The sequence below is a fragment of the Rhizobium sp. 9140 genome, from assembly GCF_900067135.1.
Taxonomy (GTDB): Bacteria; Pseudomonadota; Alphaproteobacteria; order Rhizobiales; family Rhizobiaceae; genus Ferranicluibacter.
The window spans coordinates 213,871-238,054 of sequence record NZ_FJUR01000002.1 but is presented as its reverse complement, the minus strand read 5'-3'; the positions used below and the strand labels follow the sequence as shown (position 1 = coordinate 238,054).

Below are 24,184 nucleotides of genomic sequence, written 5' to 3'. Positions count from 1 at the left end.
AGACATGCGCATGGATTTGGCGGATATCCTGGCAGAGGCCATTCAAAACGGTGGAAGCGTCGACATCGACACCGTGCCGCAACCGGAGCTGGCTGAGGCCTATGCGATCCAGTCCGCGATACTGGGTCGCCTGCGCATCGAGCCAAAGGGGTACAAACTTTCCCTTCGAAGCGACGGTGTGCTGAGCGCGCCGTTGCTGTCCGTGACCGGAGCGGCAAGCTTTCCGTATCAGCCCGGGCTGAAGCTGGAGGTAGAGATTGCGCTCGTTCTTGGTCGAGATCTTCCGGTCCGCGCCGAGCCCTACGACCGGGAGGAGATCAGGGACGCCATCGCTGCCGTCCATATCGGAATCGAGTTGGTTCGCAGTCGCTATGCCGGCGGCCCTCAGGGGCGCACGGCACTTCTGGTTGCAGACCTCATGAGCAACGCAGGCTACCGCCTCGGGCCGTCGCTCAACGCCGATGTTTTGGATGAAGGCCGGGTGGACGACCTTCGCGTCACCGCAGGCGACCAACATCTTTTCGACGCCCCGGGTACGCACCCGGACAAAGATCCTCTGGCAGCGCTCGTCGCCTATACCAATGAGGCTGGGCGTGCCGCCGGGACACTACGGCAAGGCATTGTCGTCACCACGGGCTCCCTCTGCGGAGGCCTTACCATTCCATCACCGGCGACCGTTTCCATTTCGCTCGGGCGAACAACGTGGAGTCTGGTTATCGTCGAGTAGGTCTTCCAGACTCTAACGTGGATTAACTCTCCCAGTAGTTGTCTTTTCTGAAGATATTCGATAATCCTCCATCAGGTGAGGGTTATCGAATATGGTGGATATTGTTTTGCAGATAAAGCGCGCCTGTTTCGTTCTGGGGCTTTTTCTGATGTTTGGAAGTGCCCAGGCTGCGGCGGCTGGTTGCCAGCGTGCCGATGTCGTCGTTTACGGCGGAACACCGGGGGGCATCACCGCGGCGATACAGGCGGCGCGCCTGAAGAAATCCGTCATCCTCCTTGAGCCGACAGCCCATATCGGCGGCATGATGTCCAATGGACTGACCAAGACCGACGCTTCGCCGCGCAAGAATGTTTATGGCGGCATTACCGCCGAGTTTCTGGCCAAGGCGAAAGCCTATTACGGCACGCCGGACCCGATCCGCATTTATTTCGAGTCGAAATGGGCGGAATCGACCTTTAAATCCATGCTTGCCACTGCGAAGGTCAAGGTCGAGTTCCAGCAACGCATACTGAAGACCACGAAGGTCAACAAAGCAATCACTGAGATTGCGATGGTCTCCGGCAAGACCTATTGCGGAAGCGTGTTCATCGACGCCAGCTACGAAGGCGACCTGATGCTCAAAGCTTTCGTCGATACCATTGCTGGACGGGAAAGCCGTTCGAAGTATGGTGAAACGGCTGCTGGCGTCCAGAAGCTTGCGCGGCCGTATGTCAGCCGAAAGTCCATTATGGTCGACCCGTACGTCATTCCCGGAGATCGCAGCAGCGGGCTGCTTCCAGGCGTTATCGGAGTCGGCCAGAAGCCTTTGGGATCAGCCGATACCAGCATGATGGCATTTAACTACCGGCTCTGCGTGACGAATGACGCGAATAATCGTATTCCGTTTTCGAAGCCTCCCAATTACGATCCGTTGCGATACGAGACGACAGCCCGGTTCCTTGCCGCTCACAAGCCTGCGGGGATCGGCATCGATCAGGCTTATTTCATAGGCTACGGCAGTACGGTACGCGGGAAGCAGGATGTCAATTCAACACCCTTCTTTTCTACCAATGTCTGGCATATCGGGTACGACTATACGACTGGCAACGAAGCCAAACGTAGTGAAATCCGCAATATGGTGCGCAACCACATTGAGGGGTTACTATGGTTTGGGCAAACAGACCCGCGTGTCCCGCAATATGTGCGAGACTACACGTCCAAGTTCGGTTATTGCGCAGATGAATTTGTCGATAACGGCGGCTTTCCCCGTCAGATGTATGTCCGTCAAGCGAGACGTCTCGTTGGCCAATTTGTGTTGACACAAAGAAATTTGATGCAAAAAACCACTTTCTCCGACACGATCGGTCTCGGCTTCTATCCGATGGACGAGCACGGGATGATCCGAACGGTCCTGAATGGTTACATTGCCGATGAATCCCGCGATGGCATCGGCGTCGGTCCATACGAGATCCCATACCGCGCCATGCTGCCGAAAGCGGCGCAGGTGACCAACCTCATCGTTCCCGTCGCGATTTCCTCAAGCCACGCCGCCTTCACGTCCGTTCGCGTCGAACCGACATTCATGGTGCTGGGACAGGCGGCAGGAGCTGCGGCGGCGCTGGCGCCTTCCGGCAATGTCAACAAGGTCAACGTAACCGATCTTCGCAAGAAGCTGTCGTCTGCCGGGCAGATCCTGAAGTTCTGATCGCCCGCCAAAACGACCGGCGCCGCTTGGGGCAGGTCGTGGGGCAAGGTCAGTGAACGCGGACGCGATAGGCGATACGACATTTTTGCCGCGGTTTTCGCTGATCGTGCATCCACTGAGGTTTCTTCCTTCAGAAGATGCTTGAAATACTGGCGTTTGGCCGTATGTCTGAGCCGAACATCGCAGCCACCGGATTGTCCCTCTGGCGCGGGTCCGGGAAGATCGGCCGTATCAAGGTCGACAAGGTCAGGATGAACGCCGAAGAACTCGCCGCCCAACGCATCGCCGCGATCCGTCGCAGTGGACTTCTCGACAAGGCCGGAAATGAACAGTTCGGGCATCTGACCGAGCATGTCCGCGCGGCGCTCGATGTCCCCGTAGCCATCATCTCCATCGTCGATGAGCATCGTCAGGTCTTCGCCGGTCATTGCGGCCTGCCCGAACCGTGGGCCGCACGCGGCGAAACTCCCATCACACACTCGTTCTGCCAGCATGTCGTGGCCACGAATGACGTGCTGACGATCGAGGATGCGCGCCTGAACGACCTCGTGCGCGACAACATGGCGATCGATGATCTCGGCGTCGTCGCCTATCTCGGCGTTCCCATTCGCCTGCCGGATGGGCAACTCATCGGCGCCCTTGCGGCGATCGATACACAGCCGCATCTCTGGACGGCGCGCGACCGACTTACGCTGGAAACACTGGCAAAGGTCGTCGAGAAGCAGATCGAGGTCGGTGTCTCCGAACTCATGTATCGTTCGCTGTTCCGTGACATGCAGGAAGGCTACTATGTTGCGAGCGCCGTGCGTGATGCAACAGGTGACATCGTCGATATCCGCTTCGAGGATATCAATCCGGCCTTCCAGCGTTTGACGGGCATGATACCCGACACGGTGCTTGGCGCCACCCTGTCGCAGATTGCGCCCGACGTGCTCGATGACATGATGCCTGCTTATCGGTCGGTCTTCGATCTCGGCGAGCCGATCGTGCATTTGAACCAGGCAAACGAAATCGGCGGAAAGTGGTTCGAGAACCGCATTCGCCGGATCGGCGCGGATCGCATCGCGTCCGTCTTTTCCGACGTGACGGCGCGCAAGCTGGCGGAGGAGCGCCTGCAGAAGAGCGAGGCGCACTGGCGTGGCCTGTTCGAGCAGCTTGAAGAAGGTTTCATTCTCGGAGAGCTCATCCGCGATGCGGACGGTCACGTGATCGACTGGCGCTACATCGAGGTCAACCGCGCTTGGGGAGAGCTGGTCGGCATTGCCCCTTCCTCCGCCGTCGGGCGAACCGTTCACGAGGTTTTCCACGGCAGCGAAGACGCGTGGATCCCGGCATTTGCAGCTGTCGTCAGCTCCGACGAACCGCTCATCTTTGTGCGGGAGGTCGGGACGACAGGCCGTTGGTACGAGGGTCATGCCCAGCCGCTCGATGCGGAGCGTTTCGTCGTTCTCTTCGTTGAGGTGACCGCGCGCCTGAAGCTAGAAGCAGAATTGCGGGAACAGCAGCGGCAACTCTCGACCATCATCGATACCATGCCGGTCGGCGTGCTTCTTGCGGAAGCGCCGACGGGCCGGATCATCCTCCAGAATGAGCGATCGCAGCAGTTGCTGGGTCGCGACGCGACGGCCGCGCAGTCGGTGGATGAATATGATATCTTCGTCGCCACCCATCACGATGGATCGCCGTTCGATCCGCAGCATTATCCTTTGGCCCGCATCATGGCTCGCGAATGCGACAGCGCAACGGTAGAGGTGCTCTATCACAGGCCGGACGGCAGCAAGACCTGGATCTCGATCGTGGGCGAGGCGATAAAGGACCTTTCCGGAGATCTCTCGGGCGCGGTCGTCGCGGTCACCGACATCTCGGACCGCAAGATGGTCGAGGCGGAAAAGGAGCTCATCAACCGGGAAATGGCGCACCGGCTGAAGAATATGCTGGCCATGGTCCAAGCCATTGCAACACAGACGCTGCGTCCGGTGACCGAGCAGGCTCATGTGCGGACCTTTGAGAAGCGGCTCCATGCTCTCAGTCGGGCTCACGACGTCCTCTTGCACGACAATCACGATTCCGCACCGATCCAGGCGATCATGGCGACAACGCTCGAGAGTCTGGCACCTGCGGACCGGGTCGATCTGCGCGGCCCCCGGACGATCGTCGGCCCGAAGGGTGCCCTGTCGCTTGCCTTGTTGCTACATGAGCTTGGCACCAACGCGGTGAAGTACGGCGCCCTGTCGAACGAGCACGGTCGCGTTGCAATCGATTGGTTCATCGACGGAAAGGGCGTGGAGCGGGCGCTGCACATGACATGGCAGGAGACCGATGGTCCGATCGTTACGCCGCCGGAGCGCAAGGGTTTCGGCACGAAGCTGCTGCGCATGGGGCTGGCCGGCGCCGGTGGCGTCGATGTCGACTACGCACCAACGGGTCTCGTCGTGAAGATGACAGCTTTGCTGACGCAGCTGCAGCAGACGGAGTGAGCCGTCGCCCTGCGGCGGTAGTCGGTCCTTCAGGAAGAAAAAGCGCTAACGACTGAGATCGCGTCAGCTACGCGTTCGCAAAGTCTATGAAAATGCCTAAAAACACCAGGGCAACGACGTAGCCCAGCCCTGCCCAGCTTGAACCGCCACCTACCGACCGATGTGTGACCGCACTGCCCAGACTTCCAGTACGGCCGGTGCAGCAACAAAGCTCGACGGCTGGCTCGATGCCGGTGGCGGGTCTGCGATGCCTTCGCCGAGATAGTTGAGCGCCGACAGGAAGCCGCTCCGAGAGAAGGGCTTGGCTATGACACCGTGGGCTCCGGAAAAATCCGCAGGAATCTTCTTCGGGTTTGCCGTGACGAAGACGATTACAGCGGAAGGCCATCTATCCTGGATCAGCTTCGAGACGTCGAGGCCGTTCGTGCCCCGGGCAAGCTGCATATCGACCAGCGCGAGATCTGGCGCCGGCTCGGTTTCCATGGCCTCCACCTCGTAGAGAGAAGCAGCTTCGCCGACGACGGTGTGCCCGGCTTCTTCAACCATCATTTCCACATCCATGGCCAGCAACGGTTCGTCCTCGACGATGAGAACTTGCAGGGCCTTGAAGGCGGGAGGGGAGGGGGTCATGATGTCTGCTCCATTTCCGGTATGCGCAACGTCACGCGCGTGCCCGTCGGCAAACGGTCCCACGCGACAGTTGTGCCGCTTTGAGGCGACAGGCGTTTGATCAGGGCGTGACCGAGACCGCTGGATGCGGGGTTCATGATCAGTCCCACCCCGTCGTCTTCGATCGAAAGCTGAGCTTCCTCGTCATTACGGGTCGCAATGATCGATACGGATCCTGCACGGTTCTCGCGCAGGCCATGCTTGATGGCGTTGGTCAATACCTCGTTCAGGATCAGTCCGAGCGCCGATGCGTGCTCGGAGCGCACCTCTATCGGTTCGATATCGCATTTCAACCGGATATTACTGCGTCCGCTTGCGCCAATCACATCCGAGGCAAGGTTCGCAGCAAAGGCCGCGACGTCGAAACGCGTCACATCATCGGCCTGATAGAGCCGGCGGTGAACCGTCGCGAGCGCGTCGATCCGCTCCATCATCGTTTCGAGTTTTACCCGGATATCGGCATCGTCGATCGCCCGCACCTGCAGCCGCAAGAGAGCGCCGATCATGGTGAGGTTGTTCTTGACCCGGTGATCGACCTCGTGAAGCAGCAGTGTCTTGGCTTCCAGCGCTTTTTCCAGATCTGCCGTGCGACGCTTGACCTCTCTGTCGACGGCGGCCTTCTGCGCGGCAATCGTCTCGTGTGCCATCACGCGATCCGTCACATCGAGCTGTGACGCAAAGAAGAATTGAACATCTCCGCTCTCGCCGCGAACCGGGCTGAGGAACAGAGCATTCCAAAAGGTGGAGCCATCCTTCCGGTAGTTCAGCAGGTCGATGTGAATGCTCTCCTGCGCCTTTATGGCAGACCGGATTTTCGCAACGCTGTCTTTATCCGTATCGACACCCTGCAGGAACCTGCAATTACGACCGATGATATCTTCACGACTATATCTAGTGAGATTCTGGAAAGCTTCGTTGCAGAACACGATCGGGTTGTCTGGCTGCGAAGGATCCGTGATGACCATCGCCATGCGGGTTGCCCGCACAGCAGCAGCAAAGGGGTCACCCCGGCCATGCTCGTAATCGAGAATTTCCGTCAGGTGCCAATCATCTTTCTGGCTCATGCGTACTCCAGGCGCCGAAAGGATGCAATTACAACGGCCACTCATAATGCCACATAGCGCCGTTTGTTCCGGCCATCTGACACTCTGCGGAACTGCGAGCGAACGTGATCGACTATGATGGACAATACGCGGCAGGCATCCGGCTGGATGTGGCGGGTCTCGGACCATACCCTCTCTGCCGCTTCTGCCGTGCGACCTGCAGGAAGAGCATGACGGCTGCTGCCTCGTCCTCGAACAAGTGGATCTTCTCGTGCCCCGTCGTCCCGATCCGCCCCCATCGGCGGACGAGGGACGTCTTGCCGAACAAGGAAGGCTCGATCGACAGGGCGTAGAACCGGGCCATGTTTTTCGCCGGCTGGGTGCGTTCGATATAGAGATAATAGGGGTGCTGGTTCATGCGGCGAGAATCGCCCGTGGCGGAGAAAGCGTCCAACCAAACTTATGAATCGGTCAGGCACGTCCGATTCACGCGGGTGATACATCCGGGGCCTGAGGCACCTTCATGCGCAGGTCGATCGAGCGCAACAGATTGGAGCGTGCCGTCTTCAGGTGCTGGCGGCAGGCGCGATCGATGGCCTTGAGGTCGCGGCGCAGCAGCGCTTCGATATAAGCAAGGTGCTCGGTCAGCGCGGTGAAGGTGCGCTGCTTCTCATCTTCCGCATCCCACTGGGCATTGTAGTGGAAGAGCATCGAGATGATGTCGTAGAAATCCTTGATGAACCGGTTATCGGCAGTCTCGTGGACGGTGCGGTGCAGGCGTTCGTCCAAATCCGGAAACAGCCCGTAATCCGTGTCGATGTTTGCCAGCAGTGCCCGATGCTCCGCCTCGATCGTCCGCATGCGCCGCCATGACCCGGAATCGTCGGACAGATCGATGAAGCTACGCGCGGCGCGCAGCTCGAACATTTCACGGACCTCGTAGATCTCGTTTGCAAAGGCCGGCGTGACGCCCTTGAAGAGCCAGGCGCTATTCGGACGCCGCTCGATGAGGCCGAAATGCTGGAAATGCGGCAGGTGTTCACGGATGATCGTGGTCGATGTGCCGAACTGTCGCGCGAGTTCCGCAGCCGTCAGAAGATGACCCGGCCCGATATGGCCGTCCAATATCCATTCCAGAAAACGACGCTCGACGGTGGCGCTGGTCGACAGGGTCTGCGTATCGGGAAAGGCATCGTCTGGCGCAGGGTGGCGAGACAGCCGGCGTGCGCCGCCTTCGCGACGAAGGATGCCAGCCGCCTCAAGCCCGGTCATGACGGTGCGGATCGTGGTGCGGCTGACGGCAAGCGACTGCGAAAGTTCGTTCTCGGAGGGCATCTCGGCGCCGAGCGGCAGGCTCCCGCAGATTGCGAGGCAGCCGTTATAACTCCGCTTGTAGACCGCATTTCCCTTCATTCAAAACCCCTCCTCCGGTCCCCATGTCGGCATCTTCCTGTTTATTGCATAAAATAAACAAAATAAAGCTTTGCACGGCAGTTTGTTTTTTGTATATAAAACGCAAGGGAGAGCCTGAGGAGGATCTAACGCATGAACAGATTGAACATCAGCAGAACCGCGTGCAGCGCCATGTTCTTCACCTGTCGCGTGCCTTCAGGTTTTGCGACGTCAGAGCTTTGCCTATGAGCACGCGCATCATTCAGTTCGGAACCAGCCGGTTTCTTCAGGCGCATGTCGATCTCTTCGTTCACGAGGCGCGCGAGGCTGGTCAGGCGATCGGTCCGATCACCATCGTCCAGGTTTCGGGTTCCGCGGAACGCGCCGGCCGTGTGGCCGCCTTCGGACATCCGCAAGGCTATCCGGTCATTATCCGCGGCATCGAGGCCGGCCGGAAGGTCGGGCGCCGGATCTCCGTCACATCGGTCGATGGCGGCATCTCCGCGCTTGCCGATTGGGCAAAGCTGAAGGCACTCTTTGCGAACGACGCCGCTTTCGTCGTCTCCAACACTGGTGATCGCGGTTACGAATTGTCTACGGATGATCGCGGCGACACGCTTTTCTCAGGACGCATCCCCACCTCGTTCGTGGGCAAGCTTGCGGCTCTGCTTCTTCATCGCTGGCAGGCGCAGGGCGGTCCACTTACGGTTCTGCCGTGCGAGCTTTTGAACCGCAATGGCGACATTCTGCAGCAAGCCGTTCTCACGCTCGCCGCCGAGGCCGGCGCAGACGAGGCGTTCCTCCGCTACGTCGTGACCGAGGTCGTCTTCGCCAACACGCTCGTGGACCGCATCGTCTCCGAGCCGATCGAGCCTGTTGGTGCTGTCGCCGAGCCCTACGCGCTCTGGGCGATCGAGGCGAAGCCGGGTCTGACGCTCCCGTTCGACCATCCGTCCGTCGTCCTGACCAACGATCTCGAACCCTATGAGCGGCTGAAGCTGCATATCCTCAATCTCGGCCACACGGTCCTCGCAGACATCTGGCTGCGCGAAGATCGCACACAGGACGAGACGGTCCGGGTCCTGTTGCAGGACGCGGCGATCCGCGATCGGCTGCTTGCCGTCTATGGGCAGGAGGTCGTGCCTGGCTTTGCCGCGCATGGCATGGCCGACGCCGCGAAAGCCTATGTGGAGGTGACGCTGGAGCGGTTCGACAACCCGTTCCTCGATCACCGTGTCGCAGACATCGCCCAGAACCACGTCGTCAAGATCGAGAGGCGAATCGGCGCCTTCCTTGACTGGGTGGCGGAAACCGGCACGACGCCGGCAGCCCCGATCCTCCGTGGCCTCATCGCCGGGCAGACCGTCACAAGGCATGAAACGGAGAGGGCAAAGGCATGACCTATACGTTCGATTTCTCAGCGCTTCTGCCGTACTGGCCGGATTTCCTCTGGGGCGCGGTTCTGACGCTGCAGTTATCCGCCGTCGCGACGGTCGCCGGCTTCATTGTGGGCACGCTCTGTGCCATCGGGCGAGCCGACGGATCGCCGGTCATCAAGGCGATCGTGGCGGCCTATGTCGAGGTGATCCGCAACACGCCGCTGCTGGTGCAGGTGTTCATCATCTATTTCGGCATCGCCACGCTCGGCATCCGCGTCTCCGCCAATCTCGCGGCCATGATCGCGCTTACCGTCAATGTCGGTGCCTATACCTGCGAGATCGTGCGGGCCGGGCTTCAGTCCATTCACCGCTCGCAGGTCGAAGCGGCGGAGTGTCTCGGGCTTTCGAAACCGCAGATCTACTGGCACGTGATCGTACGCCCGGCCATCGAGCGGGTCTATCCGTCCCTGACCAGCCAATACGTGCTGCTGATGCTGGCATCCTCGATCACCTCGCAGATTTCCGCCGAGGAGCTGACCGCCGTCGCCAACCGCATCCAGTCGGGCACCTTCCGCGCATTCGAGACCTACATCGTCGTCGGCATCATCTATCTCGTCCTGTCCTTCGTGATGCGCGGCGCCTTCACCGCCTTTGCGCAGGCAGCCTTTACCCGCCGGCGCAAGCTCGGCACGACATTGTGAGGCGGCCCCTGTGATGACGACACCCACATTCAGCCTGCTCCACGTCGAATTCCTGGCATGGGCCGCTCTTTGGACGCTCGGCCTTTCGGCCATCGCCTTCATCGGCGGCGGTCTGCTCGGCTTCGGTGTCATGCTCGCCCGCATCGGACCGTCGAAACTTCTGCGGCGGGCGGCCGGCACCTACATCCAGATCGTGCAGGGTACGCCCCTGCTGATCCTTCTGTTTCTCATCTATTACGGCATCGCCATCTTTGCCGGTCCCGGTTTTCCCGCCATCCTTGCGGCGGGTGCGGGTCTGACCATCTACGCCTCCGGCTTCCTTGCCGAAATCTGGCGCGGCTGCATCGAGGCCGTGCCGAAGACCCAGTGGGAGGCCGCCGAATGTCTGGCGCTGACGCGCTGGCAGCGCATGACCCGGGTCATCCTGCCGCAGGCGCTGCGCATCGCGACACCACCCACGGTCGGCTTCCTGGTGCAGATCGTGAAGAACACGTCTCTGGCGTCGGTCATCGGCTTCATCGAGCTCGCCCAGGCCGGCAAGCTCATCAACAACTCCATCTTCGAACCGTTCACCGTCTTCATGGTGGTGGCAGCGTTCTACTTTGCGATCTGCTTCCCGTTGTCCATGTGGAGCCGGAAGCTTGAAAGGAAGCTCAATGTCGCCGGTCGTTAAGCTCAGCAACGTTCACAAGTATTTCGGGGCTCTCAAGGTTCTGGAAGGCGTATCCTTCGAGGTCGAGCGCGGCGGAGTGGCTGCGGTCATCGGCCAGTCCGGCTCGGGCAAGTCCACGGCGCTTCGCTGCATCAATGCTCTGGAGACCATTCAGGACGGCACGATCGAGGTCTGCGGCCATGCCGTCGGCGACCCGAAACTCGACCGCCGCGCGCTTCGCCAAGATGTCGGCATCGTGTTCCAAAGCTACAATCTCTTCCCTCACCTGACGGTAGAGCAGAACATTATGCTGGCACCCACCTGCGTGAAATCCATCGGCAAGAGCGAGGCCCGCGACCTTGCGCGCGATGTGCTGGCGCAGGTTGGCCTGTCGGAGAAGGCGCAGCAATATCCCGAGCAGCTCTCGGGCGGGCAGCAGCAGCGCGTGGCGATCGCGAGGTCGCTCGCTATGCAGCCAAAGCTGATGCTGTTCGACGAGGTCACATCGGCGCTCGACCCGCAGCTGACAGGCGAGGTTCTGAAGGTCATGGAGGATCTGGCACGCGGCGGCATGACCATGATCCTCGTCACACACGAAATGGCGTTCGCCCGCAAGGTCGCAAGCCAGGTCATCTACATGCACAAGGGCCAGGTCTGGGAAACCGGGCCTGGGTCCATGCTCGACGCCCCGAAGACGCCAGAACTGGCGAACTTCGTCGGCAGCGGTCTTTGAAGCAAGACGTCTTGCGTAAAGGCAAGGACCCGCAAACGCTCTACAGTCTTTCAACCGGGAGGAAATACCATGAACAGACGTAACCTGCTTGCCACCGTCTCCGCGGCGGCCTTCGCCCTCATCGTCGGCCTGCCGTTGCTCGGCGGCTCGAACGCCATGGCCGACACGCTGGCCGACATCCAGCAGCGCGGCAAGATCCGCATCGCGGTCGATCTGGGCTCGCCACCCTTTGGCATGACGGACGCGCAGATGCAGCCCACGGGTTCGGACATCGAGAGTGCCCGTCTGGTTGCCGAAGCGCTCGGCGTCGAACTGGAACTGGTGCAGGTCACCGGCCCGAACCGGGTTCCCGCACTCCTGACCGGCCAGGCCGACATCGTCATGGCCTCGTTCAGCGTCAACGCGGAGCGCAAGAAGGTGATCGACTTCACCGATGCCTATGGCGTCATCCAGATCGTGGTTGCGGCCGGTTCTGCTGGTGCAAACGTGACCAAGCCGGAGGATCTCAACGGCGTACAGGTCGGCACGACGCGCGGCTCGACGAACGATCTCGAAGCGACGGCCAAGCTGCCGGGCGCGCAGCTGACGCGCTACGATGATGATGCGACGCTCGTCACGGCTCTCGTCTCCGGCCAGGTCGACGTCATGGCATCCTCGCCGCAGATCATGTCGGCGGTCAACCAGCGCCGCACGGCCGATCCGCTGACGCTCAAGATCGTGCTGAAGACCAACCCCTACGCGATCGGGCTGCGCAAGGGCGATGACACGCTGAAGGCCAAGCTGAACGAGGTCATCGCCGAGAACCTGAAGAACGGGAAGCTCAGCGAGATCTACAACCGCTACACGGGCGTGCCGCTGCCGGCGACCCTGCCCAAGACCTGATCACGGCGATATCGCGGAAGCCGGTCGTCCGGCTTCCGCATTCGGAAGAGACTGCGAACGATCTGCGAAGGTGATGCTATGAGAGCCCTGATCTGCAACGAGCCCGGCCGTCTTTCGGTCATCGACCGCCCCGTTCCCGTTCCGGCGCAGGGCGAAGTTCTGGTCCGCATCCGCCGCGTCGGCATCTGCGGCACGGATTATCACATCTTCCAGGGCAAGCACCCGTTTCTCGAATATCCCCGGGTCATGGGGCATGAACTGTCCGGCACGGTGGAAAGCGCGCCGCAGGGCAGTGCCTTGAAGGCAGGCGAGGCGGTCTATATCGTGCCTTACCTCTCCTGCGGCACCTGCCACGCCTGCCGGAAGGGCGTATCGAATGCCTGCCAGAGCATCGCCGTGCTCGGCGTCCACCGCGATGGCGGCATGGCGGAATATCTCTGTGTGCCGGAAGGCAATGTCGTGTCGGCAGGCGGCGCCTCCCTCGATGCCGCCGCCACCATCGAATTCCTGGCCATCGGCGCGCATGGCGTGAAGCGCGGCAGCGTTTCGGCCGAAGACCGCGTTCTCGTCGTCGGCTCCGGCCCCATCGGCATGTCGGCGATCATCTTCGCCAAGGCGCGCGGCGCACATGTCACGGTCATGGATGTCCGCGAGGATCGTCTGGGCTTCACGCTCGACCGGCTTGGCGCCGATGCGATGATCATGGCGGATGCCTCGGCGGAAGCCGAGGCGTCACGCATGACCGGCGGAGACTTCTTCGACGTCGTCATCGACGCGACCGGTAATGCCGGAGCCATGCAGCGCGGGTTCGGGTTCTTGGCACATGCCGGGCGCTACGTACTCGTCAGCGTCGTGCGCACCGACATCACCTTCTCAGACCCGGAGTTTCACAAGCGCGAGGCCACGCTGTTCGGCAGCCGCAACGCCCAGGCCGACGATTTTGCCGAAGTGGTGCGGCAGATGGCCGCCGGACGCGTCCCCGTCGATGCCCTGATCACCCATCGCGGCGCGCTTGCCGACGGACCGGAACTGTTTCCGCAGTGGCTGCGCCCGGAAGCCGGCACCATCAAAGCCATTCTGGAGATCTGATCATGCCGACGCCCCGCATCCTGCGCCTCAACGATGCCGACAACGTGGTCATCGCCATCGACCGCGTCTCGAACGGCGACATTCTGCAGAACGGCGTGGCAGCGCGCAGTGCGGTGGGCAAGGGGCATAAGATCGCGCTCGTGCCGATTGCCGAGGGCGAACCGATCCGCAAGTTCGGCCAGATCATCGGCTTCGCTTCCGTTCCGATCGCGCCAGGAGACTGGGTGCACGAGCACAATGTCGCGATCCACGACTTTTCCCGCGACTATGCCTTCGCCACAGAGGCGCGGCCTGACGGCGGCCTTCTGGCGGGCGAGGTTCCGGAGACCTTCCAGGGGTTCCGCCGCCCGGACGGACGCGTCGGTACACGCAACTATATCGGCATCCTGTCTTCGGTGAACTGTTCCGCCACCGTCGCCGGCTTCATTGCCGAGGCGGTCGAGCGGTCCGGCATTCTTAAGGATTACCCCGATATCGATGGCGTCATTCCGTTCACCCACGGCACGGGCTGCGGCATGGCTTCGAAGGGCGAGGGGTACGACATCCTTGCCCGCACCCAGTGGGGTTATGCGACACACCCCAACCTTGCCGCCGTCGTTCTCGTCGGCCTCGGCTGCGAGGTCTTCCAGATCCCGCGCCTGAAGCAACAATATGGCATCGTCGAAGGCGATCATTTTCAGAGCCTGACGATCCAGGAAACCGGGGGAACACGCCGCTCGATCGAGGCCGGCGTCGAACGCATCCGCGATCTGCTGCCGGTGGCCGCAAAGGCGCGTCGGGAAACGGTTGCGGCCTCCGAAATCACGCTGGCCCTGCAATGCGGCGGCTCCGACGGCTATTCCGGTCTGACGGCCAATCCCGCGCTCGGCGCGGCGGTGGACCAGCTCGTGCGGCAGGGCGGAACGGCCATTCTGTCGGAAACGCCCGAGATCTTCGGGGCCGAACACCTGCTGACCCGCCGGGCCGAAAGCGAGGCGGTTGGGCAGAAGATCGTCGATCTGATCGACTGGTGGACAGACTATGCGGCGCGCGCCGGTGGCGAGCTGAACAACAACCCATCACCCGGCAATAAGGCCGGCGGATTGACGACGATTCTCGAAAAGTCGCTCGGTGCCGTGGCGAAGGGCGGCACATCGACATTGCGCGGCGTCTATGGCTATGCCGAGCGCATCGACCGCAAGGGTTTCGTCTACATGGACACGCCCGGCTACGATCCGGTTGCCGCAACAGGCCAGGTGGCCGGCGGCGCCAATGTCATCGCGTTTACCACGGGGCGCGGTTCGGCCTATGGCTGCAAGCCGACGCCGTCGATCAAGCTTGCCACCAATTCCGATCTCTACCGCCGTATGGAAGAGGATATGGACATCAATTGCGGCGACGTCCTCGAAGGCGTCAGCATCGAGGAAAAAGGCCGCGAGATCTTCCAGACCGTGCTGCGCGTCGCCTCCGGCGAGCGCTCGAAGTCGGAGGAACTCGGCTATGGTGCGAACGAGTTCGTTCCTTGGCAGATCGGGGCGACGATGTGATGTCGCAAGGCTGACATCAAGCCATGTCGCGACGGGTGAGAGAGGCTATCTCCCGACACCAGTCTGCAAGACAGGCGGCAGAACATGGGCATGATTGCCGTCGTTGCGAAGCTGCTCCGGAATGTCGTCCGCGTGCAGAATAAGGTTTCGGCCCGAGGCCTTGGCGATGTAGAGAGCCTTGTCCGCGGCGGCAAATAGCTGCGCGAAGCCTTGATAGCGGGCAAACTCGGCGACACCAGCGGAGACAGTCACCGCGGTTTCGACGCCACCGAGGTTGATGGGGTTGCGCGAAATACGCACCACAGCCTCGCCGGCAAGCACCATCCGCTCTGCAGCCTCCATGCCGACAATGAGCACCGCAAACTCCTCGCCACCAATACGCGCGAGAACATGCGGTGGCTGAAAATTGTCATTGAGGACGGATGCGACCGAGACGATGGCGCGGTCGCCTGCCTCATGCCCGAAACTGTCGTTCAGCGCCTTGAAACGGTCGATGTCGAAAACAACGAGTGAGGCTTCGCCCTTGTGTTCGGCATAGGCTGCGAGAAAGGCACGACGATTGAGGAGACCCGATAGCTGATCGGTGCGGCTCAACGCCTCGAAGCGTGCCCGCGAGATCGACAGATCGTGGATCGCAAGCCCGATAATATACAGGATGGTGAAGATCAGCGGCGTGCCGAGCAGCGTCGTGATGAGCACGCCGACCGTTGCCGCCGGTACCAGCGGGTACGGCAGCAGCCCGACCGCGTCCAGCACCAGATGGCCGATCACATTGAGGATATCACCCACGAAGACGACGCCGAGAGCGGAGCGTAGGGAGACGGAGAAGACATCGCGGCGTGAAGCAAATGCATCCGTTGCGCAGAAAACAAGAATAGTGCGTTTCGCCCAGGCGATCATGAAGTCGGGTCTCCTTCATGCAGTAGTCTAAAGCGCATGATCTAACAGATTGCATACAAATTAGGCCGACCCTAATTTGAGGGTATCCATCAAGGTTTTTTTCAAGCGAAAAGTCGCCCGTATGCTTTACGAAGCCTTACCCTCTTGCCGCCAGTCAGCTCTTGCCCGTAACGCCGATTGAAGGCGGCGACAGGGAATTAGAAAAGAACGCTTGACTGAGAGCGCACTCGAACCCGTAGCCTTTGAAGCGTCGTTGAAAGAGAAGAGGGCCTATGAAGATCGGTGAGCTTGCAAAACGCTCCGGACTGTCGGCGCATACGATCCGCTACTACGAGCGCATCGGTCTGCTGCCCTACGCCGATCGCGATAGGTCGAGCCAACGCGATTACGATGCGGCCATCCTTATCTGGATCGCCTTCCTGCGCCGGCTGAAGGCGACGGGCATGCCGATCCGGGAGATGCTGCTCTACGCCGAACTTCGCAGCCGTGGTCCCGCAACGGAACCGGAGCGGCGTGTCCTTCTGGAGCAGCACCGGAATCGTGTCGGCGAACACCTCGCCGATCTCCAGGCCAATCTTCTCGTCCTCGACGCCAAGATCTCCGGATATGCCGGGGCAGAAAAAAGGACGGACCATCATGACACAGGAACACCAGGCGACGGGCGAAAGCCGGCTGGAAAGAGGCCGGCGGGCGCTCGCTGAAATCGACGGGCAGGCCGGGGAAAATGTCGTTGCCGCACTGGCGGATATCGCCCCGGATTTTGCAACATACCTCCTCGAATTTCCGTTCGGCGACATCTACAGCCGTCCCGGCCTCGATCTGCGTGCCCGGGAGATCGCGACCATTGCGGCTTTGACTGCCATGGGCACGGCAGCGCCGCAGCTGAAGGTTCATATCGAGGCGGGGCTGAATGTTGGGCTATCACGGAAGGAAATCACGGAGATCATGATGCAGATGGCGGTTTATGCTGGGTTTCCGGCGGCACTCAACGGTCTGTCTGCAGCAAAGGAGGTCTTTGGAAAACGCGATGCTCTCCCGCTGACGATGTAGACGGTCAACGTTTCCCGAATGATCCGGCGTGACTGGCGCTTCCACCGCCATTGCGCTGGGTTGTTGCGGACACGGGTTTGTCCAAGGCGTCACATTCTTGAAGGAGCTGTGGGTAGATCGCTCTTGCTCATTTTATAACCCATCAAGCCGCTTGACACATTTTTAGGCCCCTCATAGAAATTGAACCAATCGGTAAAAATGGGGACCGCAAATGACGAAGCAATTCTTGATGTCGCGCCGTGCCGTTCTGGCATCGGGAATGGCCTTGGGCGCAAGCGCGTTTGCGCCCTCCCTTCGCGCCGCAACGCCCGTGATGGTGGCCGGCGTTCACGGGTCTCCGGTCGAAAACGCGTGGAACTCTGTGCTGCACAAGGCGCTGCAGGACGCCGCAAAGGAAGGCATCATCGAATATGTCTTCTCGGAAGGTGTTTCCGGCACGGACTATCCGCGCGCCATGCGCGAATATGCGGAGCAGGGGGCAAAGCTGATTATTGGCGAGACGTTCCCGGTCGAGAAACAGGCGCGCGAGGTTGCGGCCGACTATCCGGATACCGCCTTCGTGATGGGCTCCAGCGGCAAGGAAGCCGGCGATAACTTCGGCGTCTTCGGCACGTGGAACTTCGATGGCGCCTATCTCGCGGGCATGCTTGCCGGCAAGATGACCAAGTCGAACGTTGTCGGCTCTGTCGGCGCGATGCCGATCCCGGAGGTCAACATGCTGATCAACGCGTTTGCGGCTGGCGTGAAGGCCGCAAACCCCGATGCGAAGCACCTCGTCACCTTCATTGGCACGTTCTTCGATCCGCCGAAAGCGCGCGAAGCCGGTCTCGCACAGATCGATGCCGGCGCGGATATTCTCTTCGGCGAGCGTATCGGCACGGCCGACGCCGCCAAGGAGCGTGGCATCAAGTCCGTGGGATCGCTGGTCGATTACACGCCGCGTTATCCCGATACGGTCTTTGCAAACGCACTCTGGAACTTCCGGCCGATCCTCAACGCCGCGCTGGCCGATGTTGCCGCAGGCAAGCCGACCGGTCGCGACTACACCGCCTATGGTCTGATGAAGGAAGGCGGCAGCGATATCGTGTTCGTGAAGGGCGTGGCCCCGGCGGACGCCGAAGCCGCGATGGAAGCCAAGCGCGCCGAGATCAAGGCGGGCACCTTCGACGTTCCGAGAGTGGCGGACGAGCCAAAGTAGCCTGCGCGTGACCACGGATGCAACAGCGCTGGCCGAGGCGATCGCCAGCGGCCGCCTCACAAGTACACAGGCCATGCAGGCGTCGTTCGCTGCTGCCGAGACCTTTGCAGGCCTCGGCGCCATCACCTATCGGGACGAGGTGAGGGGCCTTGCCGCAGCGGCAGCGATCGACGCCCTTCCGGCGGGCTCGCCAGAGCGTACCGCCATGCCGTTCGCCGGTGTGCCGACGCTTGCCAAGGACCTTGGCGGGCCGTTTGCGGGCTTTCCGGTCGCGGCGGGCTCCAAACTGCTGCCACGCGGTAGCATGCACGCCGACAGCCCGGATTCCGATCTTGCCGAACGTTTCCGCGCGTCCGGTCTCTGCCTCTTCGGGTTGACCACCAGCCCGGAATTCGGACTATCGCTCGCAAGCGAACCGGCCGTCGGCCCGACCTGCCGCAATCCGCTCGACACCGGCCGTACGGCCGGCGGGTCCTCCGGCGGGGCCGCGGCCGCGGTTGCCGCCGGCATCGTCGCCATCGCCCATGCAACGGATGCGGGCGGCTCTATTCGGGTACCCGCCGCCTGCTGCGGCCTCGTCGGCCTCAAGCCGAGCCGTGGGGCGATGCCTGCCGGCCCGAGCTTCGGCAACCACCTTGGCGGCATCGCGTCGGAACTTACCGTCTGCCGCTCCGTCCGCGACACATCTGCGATCTTCTCAGCCCTGAGCGGGAATGCGCGGGGGCCGTTCCCACCTGTGAACCCCGCTCAACGGACCTCCGCTCCGCTTCGCATCGGCATCCTGACCGACACCGGTGTGCTTTACCCGACGGACGCCGATCGAATGGCCATCGTCGAGGCAGCAGGACAGGCGCTCGAGGCTGACGGACACCGGCTGGTACCCGTGCCCTTCTCGGTCATCGATGCGGCCTGCACTGCCAGCCGCCGCGCCTTCGTCGATATCGTTTGCGCGAACCTCGCCGGAGCCGTCACCAACTTCGGTCTCGATGCCGCGCGCGCGGAAACGCTAACGCAGGCGGTCATCGCGCGAGGCCTGTCGCTACCGGCCGTCGATCTCTGGAAAAGCCTGAACGCCATGGTTCTCGTGAGCCGCGATCTCTGGCGTCTCTTCGATGGTATCGACGTTCTGATCTGCCCGATCCTCTCTGGACCGCCGCTCCCCATCGGTTCCTTCCCAAGCGATCACGCGGATCTCGACCTGCACTTCGGACGCATGGCGGCCTTTGCACCGCTGGCCTCGCTGGCCAATGCCTCGGGATGTCCGGCCCTCACGCTTCCCTTTGGCACCGACGCGCATGGCCTGCCGCTGCCGGTCCAGATCATGGCGCCGATGGGCGGCGAAGCGCTGCTTCTGCACTTGGCGGAGCGCCTTGAGCAGGAGCAGCGTTACACGCATCCGTTCCCCATCGCCGGATTGGCGTCATGACGAAACCCGTGCTGGAGATCGTCGGCGTCAGCAAGCGTTTCGGCACCAACCTTGCCAATGACGGCATCTCGCTTTCGCTTTCGAAGGGGGAGATCGTTGCGCTTCTCGGTGAGAACGGTGCCGGTAAGACCACGCTGATGAGTATTCTCTTCGGCCACTACGTGCCAGACAGCGGCAAGGTACTGATCGACGGAACCGTACTGCCGCCGGGCAAACCGCGCGCCGCCATCCGCTCCGGCATCGGCATGGTCCACCAGCACTTCTCGCTCGCGCCGAATCTCACGGTTCTTGAAAACGTGACGACGGGAACGGAGAGCCTCTGGTCGCTGCGCTCCCGCCGCGCCGAGGCGCGCGCCAAGCTGCTCGGCATCGCACAGCGCTTCGGGCTGAGCGTCGATCCCGACGCCCGGCTCGGGGATCTCTCGGTGGGCGAGCAGCAGCGCGTGGAAATCCTCAAAGCGCTCTACAACGACGCCCGCATTCTGGTGCTGGACGAGCCGACCGCGGTGCTGACGCAGGCCGAGGGCGAGACGCTCTTCTCGACGCTAAAGGTCATGGCGCGCCAGGGGCTTTCGCTTATCTTCATTTCGCACAAGCTGGACGAGGTAATGGCGGCCGCCGACCGCATCGTCGTTCTGCGCGGCGGCCGGCATGTGGCGGACCGCAAGGCCTCGGAAACCAGCAAAGCGGAGCTTGCCGAGCTCATGGTCGGGCGCAGCGTGTCGCGGCCCGTGCGTGTGGCAGCCACACCGGGCGAAACGGTTCTGGAAGCCGCCGCCGTCTCCGTGCGCCATCAAGGCGTGGATACGCTGAAGGCGGTGGACTTTCGCCTGCGGGCCGGCGAAGTGCTCGGCATCATCGGCGTGTCGGGAAACGGGCAGGGGGTGCTAGCCCAGCTTCTGTCCGGAACCATATCCCGCACATCCGGCGACCTCCTCCTGTTCGGCAAGCCTGTCGATCATCTCTCCGTTGCGGATGTCGTCGCAGCCGGCATCGGGCGCATTCCGGAGGATCGCAACAAGGAGGGTGCGATCGGCGAGATGACGATCTGGGAGAACGCCATTCTCGAACGGCTTCCGGACTATGCGGCGTACGGCCTCGTTGACCGCGCAGGCGGCATGCGGTTTGCCGGTAACATCATGGCGCAGTTCGACGTGCGCGGGGGAACGCCCGCCACGCGCACCCGGCTGCTGTCCGGCGGCAACATGCAGAAGCTCATTCTCGGCCGCAACCTCATCAACCGGCCGCGTATCCTGCTCGCCGCCCAGCCCGCGCGCGGTCTCGACGAGGGCGCCGTCGCTGCCGTTCACGAGCGTATCCTGGAAGCCCGCAAAGCCGGTACGGCCGTGCTGCTGATCTCCGAGGATCTGGACGAGGTGATGGCACTCGCCGACCGTATCCAGGCCATCGTCAGTGGCCAGCTGTCACCGCCCATCCGCAACGAGGATGCCGACCGGCAGAGGCTCGGTCTGATGATGGCGGGCGAGTGGCATACGGAGGTGGCGCATGCGGTTTGAACGGCGCGAACACAGACCTCTCGCTTTGGTCATCGCCACGCCGATTCTTGCGATCGTGGCGGCGCTTGCCATATCAGGCGTGCTGATCGCTATTGCCGGCGCCCCGGTTCTAGAAGCCTACTGGCGCATCCTGAAGGGCGCGTTTGGCTCGCGTCTATCCGTCACGGAAACGCTGACACGCGCCACGCCGCTGATGCTGACCGGCCTTGCCGCCGCCGTCGCTTTTCGAGCGCGGCTGTGGAACATCGGCGCCGAGGGCCAGCTCTATCTCGGCGCCATCGTCGTGGCCGCCGCAAGCTCGCATCTCCTCGGCGGTCTTCCGCCTATCATCCAGATCCCCGCGCTGCTCGTTCTCGGCGCAATTGCTGGCATGGTTCTCCTGCTCGTGCCGCTCTGGCTGCGGCTTCGCTTTTCCGTCGATGAAGTGGTAACGACGCTCCTGCTCAACTTCGTCGCCGTCCTCTTCGTCTCCATGCTGATCGATACGGTCCTGAAAGACCCGGCAGCCTTCGGTTGGCCGCAATCGCAATCGGTGGCGGATGGCGCGATGCTGCCGAAGCTGCTCGCGCGCTCTCGCCTCCATCTCGGTCTCGCCATCGCGGTGGTCCTCGCGCTTCTCCTACATGTCGTGCAATCGCGCACGATCTTCGGCCTGCAGTCGCGCGCGGCCGGCCTCAATCCGCAGGCGGCCGTCTTTGCAGGCGTGCCGCTTGGACGAACGCTTGTCGGCGTCGCGTGCATATCCGGCGGTCTTGCAGGACTTGCCGGCGCGGTGGAGGTTATGGGCGTCAAGGGTTATGTGACGACGGATCTTTCGCCTGGCTATGGCTATTCCGGCATTGTCGTCGCCATGCTTGCCAACCTACATCCGCTCGGCGTCGTACTCGCGGCCTTGTTTACCGCCACCATGTTCGTCGGTGCCGACGGCATGAGCCGCAGCATGGGCATTCCGAGCTATATCGCGGATCTCACGGTGTCGCTGTCGCTGCTGACGATGCTGGTCGCCTTGTTCTTCACCCAGTACAGGATCCGCCGATGACCGCGGTGTTCGACATCCTCGCGTCTGCTGGGCTTTGGGCCGCCGTGCTGCGCATCGCCACGCCGCTGATCCTCGGCACGCTCGGCGCGCTTCTCTGCGAAAGGGCAGGCGTCCTCAATCTCGGTATCGAGGGCATCATGACCTTCGGCGCGATGATTGGATGGCTTTCGGTCTACAACGGTGCCGACCTGTGGACGGGTCTGCTGATTGCGGCCGTCGCCGGTGCGGCCTTCGGCGCTCTGCATGCGCTTCTCACCGTTACGCTCGGCCTGTCGCAGCATGTGTCGGGTCTCGGGGTTACCCTGTTTGCCTCCAGCCTGAGCTATTTCCTGTTCCGCCTGCTCGTGCCGGTCGCCGGCACACCGCCGACCATCGAGCCGTTCCAGCCGATCGCGATCCCGGGTCTGAGCGATCTGCCCTTCGTCGGCCCGGCACTCTTCGTGCAGACGCCACCAACCTATCTCGCGATCCTCATCGCTATCGTCATGGCTTACCTGCTGTTTCGCACGCCTCTTGGCCTCGCCATCCGCATGACCGGCGAAAACCCGCATGCGGCGGAAGCACAAGGCATCAACCCGATGGCAATCCGCTACGGCGCCGTCATGGCCGGCAGCGCCCTGATGGGCATGGCCGGCGCGTTCCTGACGCTTTCGGCCTTCAACAGCTTTTTCCCGACGATGGTGCAGGGACGCGGCTGGATTTGCATCGCGCTCGTGGTCTTCTCCTCCTGGCGTCCCGGCCGCGCACTGCTCGGCGCGCTTCTCTTCGCCTTCTTCGACAGCTTCCAGCTCCGCCTCCAGACCACGCTTGGCGGTGCAGTCCCATATCAACTCTTCCTGATGATCCCCTACATCCTCTCCATCGCCGCCCTCGCCATCATGGCTCGCCGCGCCCGCGTGCCGCAGGCGCTGATGCAACCGTACAGGCGGGGTGAGCGGTAAAGAGGTGTGTCTGGGATCGACGGTAGTACATCGTCACGCGCAATAGTTCCATAATGCAGATTATGTGATTGCGATGTGTAGCTGGGTACATTCTATTTCCAACTGCGACATGCCAATGATTTCAAGGGGTTTCATTTTGGAGATTTTGGCATGTCGCGATCCTATACGCAGATCACCCTCGCCGATCGCCGGCGCCTGCATCACCTGGTGGCGGCTAACGTTCCCATCAACGAGATGGCACGTCAGCTCGGTCACCATCGCTCAACGATATACCGCGAGATCAAGCGCAATACGTTTCACGATCGCGAACTCCCGGACTACGATGGCTATTACAGCCTGTGGGGTCCGGCCGAGCGAGAAAACAATCCCGGTCACGGAATGCCTGACGATGTCGCCATCGCCCTACGGCTGAAAGGGTTTCTTAGAGGCACTGGCCCGCATGCGCGAGCCACGGTGCGCCGCCAACTGACAAGCTGATTGATCCTGACGCGCTGGCGAGGCGTGACCGAGTCGTTTTCGAGGCTGTCTCTGAAAGGCGCGTTTTGGCTGGCCGTTCGCACCAGCAACCGGGCGCGTCAGAGAAGGAGCAAAAGGCAGTCACCGGCGATATTCCAGCCAAGCTGCTGACCGCCTGCGCCGCGACCGGCTTGTCGATCTGCGCGTCCGGGCGCTTCCACTGATGGTCTTTGCCTCCGGCCGGCGCTGACGTTCCGAGGTAACGGGTCTGCGCGTCGAGGATCTGGTAGACGAGGGACCGGTTCGCGCCAATCCCGCCGACGAACTTCCCCTCTCCTGCCTGTCAGACGATCCGTCTCGACCGCACCAAACTACGTTGGCTGATGACCATGACCATGTGATGCTAATCAGCCGCCCGGTGACGGCAGGTAAGCATCGGTTGGAAGAAATAAAGATCGAAGCAGGACCCGTCTTCGGACGCATAGACCAGTCGGGCGATTGCGATCGGCGTGCAATAACGCCACAATCCGTCAATGTCATCCTGAAAACGCGCCTTGTACAGGCCGGTTTCGATCCAGCGCAGTCTTCTGTCCACGACCTGCGTTCCGGCTATCTGACTGAGGCTGCCAACCGCAGTATTCCGCTGCGCGAAGCCATGCAGCAATCCCTGCACAAGTCCGTCACGCAGGCGTCGGTATACCAA

General features: G+C 61.9%; 22 protein-coding genes and 2 pseudogenes. 19 read left to right on the top strand and 5 right to left on the bottom strand.

Translation table 11 applies throughout. The annotated features are described in order from the left end of the window. Nucleotides 1-4 precede the first annotated feature (4 nt). The 3 genes from GA0004734_RS18510 (at nt 5) to GA0004734_RS18500 (ending at nt 4,888) form a co-directional block, all read left to right on the top strand. A complete protein-coding gene (locus GA0004734_RS18510; RefSeq protein WP_092936785.1) occupies nt 5-727 on the top strand; it encodes a hypothetical protein in 723 nt (240 codons plus the stop codon). 91 nt (nt 728-818) lie between these two features. Then, nucleotides 819-2,411, top strand: coding sequence for an FAD-dependent oxidoreductase (locus GA0004734_RS18505; protein WP_092936783.1), 1,593 nt, complete (start codon nt 819-821; stop codon nt 2,409-2,411). A gap of 164 nt (nt 2,412-2,575) precedes the next feature. Then, a complete protein-coding gene (locus GA0004734_RS18500) occupies nt 2,576-4,888 on the top strand; it encodes a PAS domain S-box protein (RefSeq protein WP_175386557.1) in 2,313 nt (770 codons plus the stop codon). 150 nt (nt 4,889-5,038) lie between these two features. Here GA0004734_RS18500 and GA0004734_RS18495 read toward each other — a convergent pair whose 3' ends face one another. From GA0004734_RS18495 to GA0004734_RS18480, 4 genes are all read right to left on the bottom strand, one after another. Continuing rightward, on the bottom strand, nt 5,039-5,518 hold the full coding sequence (locus tag GA0004734_RS18495; protein WP_092936779.1) for a response regulator: 480 nt from the start codon (nt 5,516-5,518) through the stop codon (nt 5,039-5,041). Then, nucleotides 5,515-6,789: a PAS domain-containing protein gene (locus GA0004734_RS18490; protein ID WP_245292541.1), complete on the bottom strand. Its 1,275-nt coding sequence runs from the start codon at nt 6,787-6,789 to the stop codon at nt 5,515-5,517. Before GA0004734_RS18490 ends, GA0004734_RS18495 begins: the two co-directional genes overlap by 4 nt. Continuing rightward, complete coding sequence (locus tag GA0004734_RS18485; RefSeq protein WP_092936775.1) at nt 6,734-7,018, bottom strand: WGR domain-containing protein; 285 nt, start codon at nt 7,016-7,018, stop codon at nt 6,734-6,736. The genes GA0004734_RS18490 and GA0004734_RS18485 overlap by 56 nt, the downstream gene beginning before the upstream one ends. Nucleotides 7,019-7,086: 68 nt before the next feature. Then, nucleotides 7,087-8,013, bottom strand: a complete 927-nt coding sequence (locus GA0004734_RS18480; protein ID WP_092936773.1) for a GntR family transcriptional regulator — start codon at nt 8,011-8,013, stop codon at nt 7,087-7,089. A gap of 224 nt (nt 8,014-8,237) precedes the next feature. Between GA0004734_RS18480 and GA0004734_RS18475 the strand changes: the two genes are divergently transcribed. The 7 genes from GA0004734_RS18475 (at nt 8,238) to GA0004734_RS18445 (ending at nt 14,954) form a co-directional block, all read left to right on the top strand. Beyond that, entirely contained in the window at nt 8,238-9,392 is a 1,155-nt protein-coding gene (locus tag GA0004734_RS18475) for a mannitol dehydrogenase family protein (RefSeq protein WP_092936771.1), read from the top strand. Continuing rightward, complete coding sequence (locus GA0004734_RS18470) at nt 9,389-10,072, top strand: amino acid ABC transporter permease (protein ID WP_092936769.1); 684 nt, start codon at nt 9,389-9,391, stop codon at nt 10,070-10,072. Before GA0004734_RS18475 ends, GA0004734_RS18470 begins: the two co-directional genes overlap by 4 nt. Before the next feature lie 13 nt (nt 10,073-10,085). Further along, nucleotides 10,086-10,745 carry an amino acid ABC transporter permease gene (locus GA0004734_RS18465; protein WP_092936767.1) on the top strand — a complete coding sequence of 220 codons (660 nt, stop codon included), beginning with the start codon at nt 10,086-10,088 and terminating at the stop codon, nt 10,743-10,745. Next, nucleotides 10,729-11,457, top strand: coding sequence for an amino acid ABC transporter ATP-binding protein (locus GA0004734_RS18460; RefSeq protein WP_092936765.1), 729 nt, complete (start codon nt 10,729-10,731; stop codon nt 11,455-11,457). Before GA0004734_RS18465 ends, GA0004734_RS18460 begins: the two co-directional genes overlap by 17 nt. 69 nt (nt 11,458-11,526) lie before the next feature. Next, nucleotides 11,527-12,339, top strand: coding sequence for a transporter substrate-binding domain-containing protein (locus tag GA0004734_RS18455; protein WP_092936763.1), 813 nt, complete (start codon nt 11,527-11,529; stop codon nt 12,337-12,339). Nucleotides 12,340-12,417: 78 nt separating this feature from the next. Further along, nucleotides 12,418-13,428, top strand: a complete 1,011-nt coding sequence (locus tag GA0004734_RS18450) for a zinc-binding alcohol dehydrogenase family protein (protein ID WP_092936761.1) — start codon at nt 12,418-12,420, stop codon at nt 13,426-13,428. A gap of 2 nt (nt 13,429-13,430) precedes the next feature. Then, entirely contained in the window at nt 13,431-14,954 is a 1,524-nt protein-coding gene (locus GA0004734_RS18445) for a UxaA family hydrolase (protein WP_092936759.1), read from the top strand. 45 nt (nt 14,955-14,999) lie between these two features. On the opposite strand, the gene GA0004734_RS18440 is transcribed toward GA0004734_RS18445, so the two are convergent. Beyond that, nucleotides 15,000-15,854 (bottom strand): GGDEF domain-containing protein, encoded by an 855-nt coding sequence (locus tag GA0004734_RS18440; protein ID WP_092936757.1) that lies wholly within the window; start codon nt 15,852-15,854, stop codon nt 15,000-15,002. Nucleotides 15,855-16,126: 272 nt separating this feature from the next. Here GA0004734_RS18440 and GA0004734_RS18435 point away from each other — a divergent pair, with 272 nt between their 5' ends. From GA0004734_RS18435 to GA0004734_RS26465, 9 genes and pseudogenes are all read left to right on the top strand, one after another. Next, nucleotides 16,127-16,555: a MerR family transcriptional regulator gene (locus GA0004734_RS18435; RefSeq protein WP_092936755.1), complete on the top strand. Its 429-nt coding sequence runs from the start codon at nt 16,127-16,129 to the stop codon at nt 16,553-16,555. Further along, entirely contained in the window at nt 16,491-16,904 is a 414-nt protein-coding gene (locus tag GA0004734_RS18430; RefSeq protein WP_092936753.1) for a carboxymuconolactone decarboxylase family protein, read from the top strand. Before GA0004734_RS18435 ends, GA0004734_RS18430 begins: the two co-directional genes overlap by 65 nt. 211 nt (nt 16,905-17,115) lie before the next feature. Further along, a complete protein-coding gene (locus tag GA0004734_RS18425) occupies nt 17,116-18,102 on the top strand; it encodes a BMP family protein (protein WP_092936751.1) in 987 nt (328 codons plus the stop codon). A 7-nt stretch (nt 18,103-18,109) separates the two neighbouring features. Beyond that, complete coding sequence (locus tag GA0004734_RS18420) at nt 18,110-19,528, top strand: amidase (protein ID WP_092936749.1); 1,419 nt, start codon at nt 18,110-18,112, stop codon at nt 19,526-19,528. Continuing rightward, the gene (locus tag GA0004734_RS18415; protein WP_092936747.1) at nt 19,525-21,045 is read left to right on the top strand and encodes an ABC transporter ATP-binding protein; all 1,521 of its coding nucleotides are present in this window, start codon (nt 19,525-19,527) and stop codon (nt 21,043-21,045) included. The genes GA0004734_RS18420 and GA0004734_RS18415 overlap by 4 nt, the downstream gene beginning before the upstream one ends. Continuing rightward, entirely contained in the window at nt 21,035-22,084 is a 1,050-nt protein-coding gene (locus tag GA0004734_RS18410; protein WP_092936745.1) for an ABC transporter permease, read from the top strand. The genes GA0004734_RS18415 and GA0004734_RS18410 overlap by 11 nt, the downstream gene beginning before the upstream one ends. After that, entirely contained in the window at nt 22,081-23,025 is a 945-nt protein-coding gene (locus GA0004734_RS18405; RefSeq protein WP_092936743.1) for an ABC transporter permease, read from the top strand. The genes GA0004734_RS18410 and GA0004734_RS18405 overlap by 4 nt, the downstream gene beginning before the upstream one ends. A 150-nt stretch (nt 23,026-23,175) precedes the next feature. Further along, nucleotides 23,176-23,361: pseudogene (locus GA0004734_RS26110) on the top strand (helix-turn-helix domain-containing protein); the annotation flags it as partial. Next, nucleotides 23,362-24,181, top strand: a pseudogene (locus GA0004734_RS26465) (integrase); the annotation flags it as partial. It lies immediately after the preceding pseudogene. Nucleotides 24,182-24,184 lie beyond the last annotated feature (3 nt).